Below are 10,244 nucleotides of genomic sequence, written 5' to 3'. Positions count from 1 at the left end.
GCTGCCCATGGAGAGCGTGCGCGAGCTCATTGCCAATGCGCTGATCCATCAGGACATGGGGATGCAGGGGGCTGCGCCGATGATCGAAATTTATGCGAACCGGTTGGAAATCTCTAATCCCGGCGAGCCTATCGTTCCGGTTGAACGCTTCATCGACGGCTATCAGTCCCGCAATGAACGTCTGGCAGATTTCATGCGCCGGATGAGCATCTGTGAAGAGAAAAGCAGCGGCATTGACCGAGTTGTCGAGCAGGCGGAAATTTTCCAGCTTCCCGCCCCTGAGTTCAGAGCCGCGCACAAGCGGACGGTCGTGATTGTCCATGGACCTCGTCCATTTTCCGATATGGATCGGAATGACAGAATTCGGGCCTGCTATCAGCATTGCGTGCTGCGCTACGTCATGTCCGAGCGCATGACCAACCAGAGCCTGCGCGAGCGTTTTGGGTTGACCGAGGGGCAATCTGCGACAGCAACCCAGATTATCAATGCCGCCCTTGAGGCGGGATTGATCAAGTCGGACGAGGCGGTCGGTGGGTCGAAGAAGTATGCCCGCTACCTCCCGATCTGGGCCTGAGGGTATTTTATGGTTAAGCTGTCAGCGAGGGCAGAGGGCAGAGAAAACGGCGGAAATCCGGGCGTTTCTTATTTTATCTCATTCCTAGCCCACCAAGCTGTGACTCATTTTATCGGCAGTCCGGGAAAAGCGCTTTGCAGCGTCAGAAAGCCCGGAAATCGGTCACTTTCTAATTTTATCCTTTTCCCATTTCGAGGAACAAACGGAGCCTCCGCCTGATGCCGTTCCTCAACGAAGACCATATCGAGCTGGCTGGGATTGAAACTCTGCGAACCCTGGGTTGGCTCTACCTACATGGTCAGGACATAGCCCCCGATGGCGTATCCCCACAGCGCCCTAGCTATGGCGATGCCGTACTCATCCCCCGCTTGGAGCGTTGGGTTGCGCAGATAAATCCGGCATTGCCTGCTGATGCCATCGAAGCAGCAGTGCGGAAGTTGCTGGCCAGCGAAACCCCCGATTCAGTGGAAGAAAACCAGCGCATCCACAAGCTGATCATCGATGGCGTGGATGTCGAGTATCGTAGACCTGACGGACGGATCATTGGCGCCAAGGTCTGGCTAATCGACTTCGACGATGTCGAGGCTAACGATTGGCTGGTGGTCAACCAGTTCACCCTCATCGAAGGGCGCCACAATCGGCGACCGGACTTGGTGCTGTTCGTCAACGGCCTACCGCTCGCCGTGTTGGAACTGAAAAATCCGGGTAGCGAGAACGCGACGCTCTCTGCCGCTTTCGCGCAGCTTGAGACCTACAAGATGCAAATTCCTTCGCTGTTTCGCACCAACGCTGTCTTGGTGACATCTGATGGTGTGAAGGCCCGTATTGGATCGCTCACCGCGCGCGAGGAGCGCTTCATGCCATGGCGTACGGTCAACGGTGAAGATTACGCTCCGCCCGGCACCCCGGAGCTGGATACTCTACTGCGAGGAGTCTTCAATCGAAGCAATTTTCTCCGGTTGATCCGTGATTTCACGGTATTCGGCGACAAGGGCGATGGCCCGTTCAAAATCGTCGCCGGATATCATCAATTCCACGGCGCGCAAAAAGCCCTGCTGGAAGCAGTGAAGGCCATTCAGCCCGACGGCGATCGCAAGATCGGCGTAATTTGGCACACCCAAGGGTCAGGCAAGAGCTTTCTGATGGCCTTCTTCGCTGGACTGGCCGTCAATTCGCCGGAACTGGAGAATCCAACAGTCATCGTCCTGACCGACCGAAACGATCTGGACGATCAACTGTTTGGCACCTTTGGACTGTGCCAAGATCTGATCCGACAAAAGCCAGAGCAAGCGGAAAGCCGGGAAGACCTTAAGCGCTTGCTAGCGCGCTCGGCGGGCGGGGTAATATTCGCCACTGTGCAGAAATTCACCCCCGTGGGAGGTGAGGAAACCTATCCCCAACTGACCGACCGGCGCAATGTGATCGTGATCGCGGATGAGGCACACCGCAGCCAATATGGGTTTGCCGCGAAGATGGACGGCAAGACCGGAGCGCGTCGTTATGGTTATGCCCATTACATCCGGCAGGGATTGCCCAACGCATCCTTTATCGGCTTCACCGGGACGCCAGTGGAGGGCACCGACAAGAACACACCTGCCATCTTTGGGGATTATATCGACATTTACGATATCAGCCGAGCTGTCGAGGACGGCGCGACTGTGCCGATCTACTATGAGAGCCGCTTGGCTCGTATAGAGCTGAACGACGATCTCAAGTCCCAGATTGACGATGAAGTAGAAGCTATGGTCGAGGATGAAAGCCTGACCGAAGCCGAGAAGCTGAAAGCGAAGTGGGCGAACATTGAGGCCCTGGTCGGTTCAGACAAGCGCCTCAAGCAAATTGCCAGCGACTTAGTTAGACACCTCGAAGCCCGCATCGCTGCGCTGGACGGCAAAGCGATGGCTGTGTGCATGAGTCGCCGAATCTGTGTCTCCCTCTACAACGAGATAGTTGCCCTACGCCCCGATTGGCATTCAAATGACGACGAGAAGGGCGCGATCAAGATCGTCATGACCGGATCAGCCAGCGATCCGAAGGAATGGCAGCAGCACATCGGGAACAAGCGCCGTCGTGATGAACTGGCGAAACGCGCGCGCGATCCCGACGATCGTCTAAAACTCGTCATCGTGCGCGATATGTGGCTTACCGGCTTTGACGCGCCGTGCATGAACACGATGTATGTGGACAAACCCATGCGCAGCCATGGGCTGATGCAGGCCATTGCGCGCGTCAATCGTGTGTTCCGGGATAAGCCGGGCGGCCTGATCGTCGATTACATCGGAATTGCCCAAAACCTTCGTTCTGCCCTTGCCGATTATAGTGATGGTGATCGTGACAAGACCGGGATCGATGAGGAAGAGGCTGAAGCTGCCCTGCGTGAGTGGTTCGAACGGGTTTTCGAAATTTTCCATGGCTTCGATTATCGACCCGCGCTGGCTGGGGCGGCGCAGCAAAAGCTCGCGGCGTTGGCAAGAGGGTTGGACTGGGTTTTGCGGTGGCAGGAGCAGCAGGCTGCCAAGTCCAACGACGTTGAAAAGAAGAGGCAAGCCCACCGCGCATTTGAAGGAATGGTCCAGAACTTGGGCAAGGCGTTCGCCCTAGCCGCAACAAGTACCTACGCCGACGAAGTCCGTGACGATGTTGGCTATTTTCAGGCGGTCAAGGCAGCACTGGTCAAATCTGACGGCAAGGGCAGCATTTCCGTCAACGAACGCGCGTTTGCCATTAGGCAACTTATCGACCGCGCGGTGGCCAACGCTGAAATTGTCGACGTCCTACAGGCCGCCGGGATCAGGTCTCCTGACATTTCCATCCTGTCCGATGAGTTCCTCGCGGAGATTGAGCAGCTTAAGCAAAAGAATCTGGCACTTGAAGCGCTCAAGAAGCTTTTGACGGGAGAGATCGCAACAAGGGCGAAAACCAACCACGTCGAGGCGCGCTCTTTCTCAAGGCGCCTTGAGGAAGCCGTCGCCCGTTATCATGCCAATGCAATTTCAGCGCTAGAGATGATCCAGGAACTGATCGGCCTGGCAAGGGAGCTCAAGGAATCGCAAAGCCGTGGTGACGAACTGGGGCTCTCTCCCGAAGAAGTGGCTTTTTATGACGCACTTGCGGACAATGACAGCGCAGTGGAGGCCATGGGAAATGAGAAGCTTCGGGTCATTGCGCATGAGTTACTGACCCAGCTAAAGAGCAACGTTACAGTCGATTGGCATAAGCGGGAAAGTGCACGTGCCAGAATGCGTATCTTGGTTAAACGAATTTTGAAACGCTACGGATATCCACCTGACCTTGCAGATGCCGCCGTTCAGACGGTCCTGCAACAAGCAGAACTGCTGTTGATCCAAACGCGCGAATAGGCCGCTTATTATCATCGCTCGGCGGAATGAGGGCTGGGCTATTTCATACCCGCTGATTTGGGTAAGAATGAAAACGCAGGCGGATTTGCTCGCATCCAGCGAAATCCGATTGTGGATAACGTCGCTCCGTTGCCGGTCAATGGACTGATGCCTGGGGCAGAAACTGCGCCGTTGCGAACTGCAATCGGCATATTTTTCGTAATTATAACAATATGATAATTGCTATCAGCCGCCCCTCTTCTGGCACCATTTGTTCTCTTGAGGGAACTCCGCAATCGCCGGCAAGGCTTGGCAAACCTTGGGGAATGCTCTCCGGGATTGTGTCGTGCCGGTTTTCCCGGCAGGTCTGCGGTCACATGGGTGGATCACCGGACATCGAGCCATGGCGGGAGCAGCGCGTGATCGCATTCCTTCGCTTCAGGTACCTGCTGGCGCTTGCCGTTCCGGTGCTGCTGGGTCCGTCTGGGCAGGCGCAGCCGTCGCCGGGCCCCGTCGCCGCGCCGGTGCGAAGCGCGCAGCCGGTCGATCAGGCTCCGCCCGCCCCGAGAGCTGCTGCAAATGCGCCGGGCACCGGCTATCCGTTCTACATGCCGATGGCCGGGTTGCGCCCGCCAGCGGTGAAGCTGTTCATCAAATGCGATGCCTCGCGCGCTGCCAGGCGTGAGGTCTATGCCGGGCGCGATGGGGCCTCGCTCTACGGCCGGGCCGAGGGCGGCTACGAATTCGTGTTCGAGGCGGTAGATGGTGACGGGCACCCGTGCGTCTATCCGTTTGCCCCGTGGCTGCCGCAAATCGTCGGGCCGCTGCAGGGGACGCAGTACATCATCCGGTCGTCGATACCGGGCCGGCGGATAACGTTCCGGACCAGCGACCAGTGGGCAACGATTGACCTTCGCGTATTCGATTTCGGCCGCCAGCGCGTTCATTTCGAATTGCGCGACGTCGAACTGGATTTTCCGGGCGCCATTCAGCCGATGGGGGCCCTTCATCTCGAGGCGTTTGGCGGAACACCGCCGGGCCTGTTCACCGCGGTGGTCCGCCGGTCGAAGCTGTACGGTGGCAAGAACGCGCTGTTCGTGCCCGGCGGCCAGACGATGCTGTACGTCGAGGACAGCGAGATCGCGGGCAATGTCGGCACCAACGTCGATCAGGAACACGGCACGTACATCAACGGAACCTTGGTGTCGCATTTCCGCAATTCCAGCTGGCAGGGGCAGCAGGCGTGGAAGGACATTGCCAGCGGCCACCAGCTCAAGGACAAGGCCTATTTGCGCATCTACGAGAACGTGACGGTATCGAACCGGCCGAAAACATCGGCACCCTCAGCGATGCCGCTGATCGATGCCTCGGCGTTCGGCTTTACCTGGGCCGACAACTTGCGGCTGCAGCGGCTGGCGCCGGCGCAGGCTCCGCGTGACGGGCTGGTCGATCTGCGTACCGAGATCGTCTACGGCGCGCCAAGCAACTACCCGTGGAACGTGCTGGCGGATGGCAGCTGGCGGATGCCGGCCGCCCCGCTGGCGGCGCTCGACAAAATCTATCTCTCGGTGTTCCTGAACACGTCGGTCGAAAGTTTCCGCACCGAACCGTTCGTGTTCGCGCTGCGGTCGCAGGGGACAAACCTGGCGCCGGGCACCGTCACGGTCGAGGGCAACGACCGCACCAGCCGGGGCCAGCAGCGCATGGTTGCGCTCGCGTTCCACACCACCGGGCGCGTGAACCGCGTGTTTTCCGGCGAAGGCTGGACGTTCACCGACCCGCAGCTTCCCGCCGATGCCCGCTGGGTGACCGATCGCGACGCGTTCATCCGCCATGCGCTGGGGCTGATCGGGCGATAGCGCTGGTGTTGGCAGGACTGAAGCAGGCGCTTCAGTCGCGCGGAATGCTATGCCGTGCCGCGTTCCAGCCGCGCCGCATTGCCTGTTGCCGCCGCGTGGATCGGCTTCAGGCTTTTTCCGCCCATCGCGCTCGCGCGCTCGAACGTGCGCAGTGCGAACTTGGCGTTGCGGGCCGACAGCGCAGACCATTCCGACAGAGTCGGCGGGCGGCCCTTCATCGCCACGGCGACAAGGTTTTGTAGTTCGGCGGCAAAGGCCAGCTGCATTGCCTGCCAGTCGCTGGCGATCGCGGACCCGGCCTCGCCAAAGGCGGCCATCTTTTCGGGGACCATCCGGCCGAGCTCGTCATAATTGCCATGGAGCGGCGAAAAGGTTGCCGTGGCCATCATCTTCGTGCGCTTGGCGATCACGACGTGCGAAGCGCTCATGGTCTCGGAAACATGCCGGGCGTTGCCGAACATGGAAAACGTGGCAGACGCCATGCGGGTATAGAATGTCAACGGGTTCATCATGCAACCTTATCCTTATGCCGCATCAATAACACAAGGGTAAGAACGCGCCAGCTGTCCAGATGGTCAGATGTGCCGGATCAACGACGGCGAAGGTGCCGACGTGGAACCGGGAGATGGGCTCCAAAGCGTTACGCCTTGGAGCCCACCCTGCGCGGACATCGTTGTTGCGGATCCGGTCGGCGCCATGCAACCCGTCGTTAAGGCTCAGTTCTTGACGCCGACCGTAGGCACCGACACGGTGGTCTTGGTCGTTTCGACCTTGGGAACGTCGAGCGTTGTGGACTTGGTCCCGACAACGATCTTTTTCGACTGGACATCGACGTTGGGCATGGCGCCCGAATCGGCACTGACCTTTACCGCCGGCAGCTTTCCGCCGGAAACGTCCGCCGACCAGAACCCGGTGGCGAAAAGGACTGCAACGATCGCCGCCAGTACGATAAGCACGATGGCAATCGTCCGGCCCGCAGTGCTGCGCTCGGCGACCGGCTTGGTGTCATTCTGATTGTAATCGACCATGATGATAGCTCCCTGATTTCCCTCAACAACCTTCTGCCAACCAGAGAGTTCCGCGCAGCTGCGACGAATTTTTCCGGGTTCGCCCGGATGGCCGGTGCCAGCCAGTTTCCCGCCGCTCGCGCCGGCGTCTGATCAGGAAGCGGCCGACCTCCGGGCCACAGGGCGGCCGGCAACCGTCGCGTGGGCACGGGAGGGCTGTCCATTCCTGCCCAACAATCTTTGCAACCAATTGAGCGGTCGAGCATTCTCGATGTTCTGCCGTCCACACGACCATAACTCGCCCAGCGACGCACTTACGGAGTTCACGCATGCTTATCCGCGCCGGATATGACATCAATTTCATGGCCAATAGCCCCACGCCGATGATTGCGATGCTCAACCTGCATCCGTCTCGTGCGCAGGACTTGCGGACGCCGCATCGGATCGTCGCCAATCGTCCTGTGCCGATGGAAGATTTCACCGACAGCTTCGGCAATGTCTGCACCCGCCTCACGGTCCCGGCCGGCGGCGTCTCGCTGTCGTGCGATTTCGTGATCGAGGACAGCGGCGAACCCGACCGGCAGTCACCTTACGCGCGGCAGCACTCGCCGGTCGAACTGCCGGCGGATGTCCTGGTCTACCTGCTGGGCAGCCGCTATTGCGAGACCGATCGCTTGTCTGACATCGCCTGGAACCTGTTCGGCTCGACCGCGCCGGGTTGGGCGCGAGTGCAGGCGATCGTGGATTATGCCCATCGGCGGATGACGTACGGCTATCAACATGCCCGATCGACACGCACGGCGTGGGAAGGCCATCAAGAACAGGTCGGGGTATGTCGCGATTTTGCGCATCTGGCCATCGCGCTGTGCCGCTGCATGAACATCCCGGCACGCTATTGCAGCGGCTATCTCGGCGACATCGGCATTGCGCCGGTCGATGTGGCGATGGATTTTCACGCCTGGTTCGAAGTGTATCTCGGCGGGGCTTGGCACAGTTTCGATGCACGTCACAACGTGCCCCGGATCGGCCGCATCCTGATGGCGACGGGCCGCGATGCCGCCGACACGCCGCTGACCACGGCGTTCGGTTCGGTCTGGCTGGGCGGCTTCAAGGTCGTGACCGACGAAGTGGCCGATCATGCCAATGCAGGCGAAATGCTGAGGCTCGCGGCCTGATGTCGTCCTGTGTTCAGTCGCGCGGTCGGGATCCGGCCGGGCGCGGCTGGTCGGCGGACTCGGCGAATAGCGGCAGCTCGCTCGCATGCGGCCAATCGATCACCTGGCTGTGCAGCCCCAGCTCTACCAGTTGCGGATGCGCAGGCATGTAAGCCGGCCATGTCCCGATGGCAGGGCTGGCCGGCACGTCCGTCCTCGCAAAGGCGAGCAGCGCACCCGACATCTCGGCCTCCAGCGACAGATCGCCCGGCTCCCACACGCGCGTCGTGCGAAACAGGTTGAGCGCATCGCGGGTGCGCAGCCAGTAAGGCACGTCACCGGTGTGATAGGCGCCCACCGTCGCCGGATCGTGATCGCTGAAGGTGATGCCCGGCGCATACGGATGGCGCCGGGTGAACAAGTAAGCGTAGGCCGGTGCGCGGCCATGGTGCTGCTGCTGCGCGGCCCATGCGTACATCTGCAGGCCCAACGTCGAATCGCGAGCGATCTCGGCGGCAATCCTCGCGGGATCGGTGCCGGAGTAGCCGGCAAGAATGGCCTCGCCCTGCGTCGGGAACCGCGAATGGACTGCGGCCGTCAGCGCCGCACGATCGGGTATCGGCCCCAACGGACGGAACGTCTCGTCACGCGTATAGCCGATCAGGATCGGCACATCGTTCTGCCGGCGAGCCGCGAACACCTCGTCCGCCGTGCCGGTCACGACATGGCCGTCGCGCACGATCGGATCGCGCGGGGTAGCAGCGGCAGCGATGCGGTCGCCCGGAAGCGCGCGCAAGCCTGCCAGCGATGACGCGCCCAGCTCTTTCTGGAGCGCAAGGCCCTGGGTTTCGCCCTTGGCTATGGTCACCGGGCCCAGCATCCCGCCGAACGGGCTGCCGCTCATCCCCGCCGCGCGCACGAACAGGCCTTTCGCCAGCGGGCTCATCTGCAACAGCGCGACCGACATCGAGCCTGCCGATTGCCCGGCTATGGTGACGTTTGCAGGATCGCCGCCGAACGCTGCGATGTTGCGCCGGACCCATTGCAGCGCCGCGATCTGGTCCATCAGGCCGTAATTGCCCGATCCGCCATAACCCGACTCGCGGCTGAGTTCGGGATGCGCCAGAAAGCCCAACGCACCGACGCGATAGGCCAGGTTGACCCGCACGACCCCGGCTTTTGCCAATGGCTCGCCCGAATAGTTGGCCATGCTGGCCGACCCGATGGTGAACCCGCCGCCGTAGATCCACACGATCACCGGCAGCTTTTTCGCGGCCCTCGGTGCCCAGATGTTGAGGTAAAGGCAGTCCTCGCTGGTCGCCTCGTTGCCGAAGTAGTGGTTCTGGCGGGGCGAGCGCAGCGGTTGCAGGCATTCGGGCGCGAACCGGTCGGCATGGTATGTGCCGTGCCATGCGGGCACTGGCTGCGGCGGTTTCCAGCGCAAGTCGCGCACCGGCGGTGCGGCAAAGGGCACGCCGAGCCAGGCGTTCACGCCCGACGGCAGGGCCGTCCCCTCGATCAGCCCGCCGTCGATCCTGAGCGGTTGGGCTTCGAGCGATGAACCGGCAGCGGCCAGCAGGACGCCTGCGATGGCCGCGCGGATCATCGCCGTGGCACTCGCAGGCGGGCGTGGAGGAAATCGAACGTGGCGTTGACCGCCTGCATCGTCGCGGCGCGGGTCTGCGCAGGCGTCGTGCCGATGAAGCTGTGGTCGACGCCGGGAATGTAGATCGCCTCGACCGGCACGCCGGCCGCGCGCAGCCGGGCTTCGGCAACGTGCGACTGGCTGACTGGCACGGTCTTGTCCTCGGTCCCGTGGATCAGCAGGAACGGCGGATCCTTGGGATCGATATAGGTGACCGGGCTGACCGAGGCATATTGTCCGGGTGTGCAGGCCCCGGTGCAGCCCAGCAGCTTGGCATCGGCGCCGTCCCCGCCGCCGTTGCGGGCAGCATTGAGGGCGGCAAAATCGAACACCCCGTACCAGGTCACCGCAGCGGTGGCGCAGACATCCTTGGCCGCGGCCGGATCGAGCGTGGTATCATGGCAGGTCAGCGCGGTCAGCGCGGTCAGGTGGCCACCGGCCGAGCCGCCCCAGACCCCGACGCGCGCCGGGTCGATCCGGTACTTCACCGCGTGATCCCCCAGGAAGCGCAAGGCGGCCTTGGCATCCTGCAACTGGGCGGGAAACTTGGCCTCGCTCGACAGGCGGTATTCGAGGCTGGCCACGGTGAAGCCCTCGGCCGCCAACGACGCCAGCACGGCGGGGAAGTTGGCCAGCGCGGCCGACTGGCGGGTGTGCCCGCCGATCC

Annotated in this window: 8 protein-coding genes; 4 read left to right on the top strand and 4 right to left on the bottom strand. The window is 61.5% G+C overall.

What is annotated here, in order from left to right; all coding sequences use genetic code 11:
- The 3 genes from NL2_RS20465 to NL2_RS20455 form a co-directional block, all read left to right on the top strand.
- On the top strand, positions 1 to 574 hold a 574-nt coding region (locus tag NL2_RS20465), incomplete at its 5' end, for an ATP-binding protein (RefSeq protein WP_281191078.1).
- A gap of 218 nt (positions 575 to 792) precedes the next feature.
- Positions 793 to 3,933 carry a type I restriction endonuclease subunit R gene (locus NL2_RS20460; RefSeq protein ID WP_068078533.1) on the top strand — a complete coding sequence of 1,047 codons (3,141 nt, stop codon included), beginning with the start codon at positions 793 to 795 and terminating at the stop codon, positions 3,931 to 3,933.
- Positions 3,934 to 4,331: 398 nt separating this feature from the next.
- A complete protein-coding gene (locus NL2_RS20455) occupies positions 4,332 to 5,771 on the top strand; it encodes a hypothetical protein (protein ID WP_157083306.1) in 1,440 nt (479 codons plus the stop codon).
- 47 nt (positions 5,772 to 5,818) lie between these two features.
- Here the strand turns inward: NL2_RS20455 and NL2_RS20450 are convergent, their stop codons facing one another.
- Together NL2_RS20450 and NL2_RS20445 are read right to left on the bottom strand one after the other, a co-directional pair.
- Complete coding sequence (locus NL2_RS20450; RefSeq protein WP_068078526.1) at positions 5,819 to 6,283, bottom strand: hypothetical protein; 465 nt, start codon at positions 6,281 to 6,283, stop codon at positions 5,819 to 5,821.
- Between the two features lie 204 nt (positions 6,284 to 6,487).
- Positions 6,488 to 6,799 carry a hypothetical protein gene (locus tag NL2_RS20445; RefSeq protein ID WP_068078523.1) on the bottom strand — a complete coding sequence of 104 codons (312 nt, stop codon included), beginning with the start codon at positions 6,797 to 6,799 and terminating at the stop codon, positions 6,488 to 6,490.
- Between the two features lie 308 nt (positions 6,800 to 7,107).
- On the opposite strand from NL2_RS20445, the gene NL2_RS20440 reads away from it, so the two are divergent.
- Positions 7,108 to 7,953, top strand: a complete 846-nt coding sequence (locus tag NL2_RS20440) for a transglutaminase-like domain-containing protein (protein ID WP_068078520.1) — start codon at positions 7,108 to 7,110, stop codon at positions 7,951 to 7,953.
- Between the two features lie 13 nt (positions 7,954 to 7,966).
- Here NL2_RS20440 and NL2_RS20435 read toward each other — a convergent pair whose 3' ends face one another.
- Together NL2_RS20435 and NL2_RS20430 are read right to left on the bottom strand one after the other, a co-directional pair.
- The gene (locus NL2_RS20435) at positions 7,967 to 9,538 is read right to left on the bottom strand and encodes a carboxylesterase/lipase family protein (RefSeq protein ID WP_068078517.1); all 1,572 of its coding nucleotides are present in this window, start codon (positions 9,536 to 9,538) and stop codon (positions 7,967 to 7,969) included.
- Positions 9,535 to 10,244 (bottom strand): alpha/beta hydrolase (locus NL2_RS20430; protein WP_068078514.1); only part of this gene is annotated, 710 nt, incomplete at its 5' end. The genes NL2_RS20430 and NL2_RS20435, both read right to left, overlap by 4 nt.

Origin of the sequence: Novosphingobium lentum NBRC 107847, assembly GCF_001590965.1 — a bacterium.
In the GTDB taxonomy this organism is placed as follows: Bacteria; Pseudomonadota; Alphaproteobacteria; order Sphingomonadales; family Sphingomonadaceae; genus Novosphingobium; species Novosphingobium lentum.
The sequence above is the reverse complement of the archived record's forward strand: the minus strand, read 5'-3'. Positions and strand labels throughout refer to the sequence as shown.

Bases quoted from the DNA above. Each gene is read 5' to 3' on its own strand.
- NL2_RS20460 (WP_068078533.1), top strand. From the start codon at position 793: ATGCCGTTCCTCAACGAAGACCATATCGAGCTGGCTGGGATTGAAACT.
- NL2_RS20450 (WP_068078526.1), bottom strand. From the start codon at position 6,283: ATGATGAACCCGTTGACATTCTATACCCGCATGGCGTCTGCCACGTTT.
- NL2_RS20445 (WP_068078523.1), bottom strand. From the start codon at position 6,799: ATGGTCGATTACAATCAGAATGACACCAAGCCGGTCGCCGAGCGCAGC.
- NL2_RS20440 (WP_068078520.1), top strand. From the start codon at position 7,108: ATGCTTATCCGCGCCGGATATGACATCAATTTCATGGCCAATAGCCCC.
- NL2_RS20435 (WP_068078517.1), bottom strand. From the start codon at position 9,538: ATGATCCGCGCGGCCATCGCAGGCGTCCTGCTGGCCGCTGCCGGTTCA.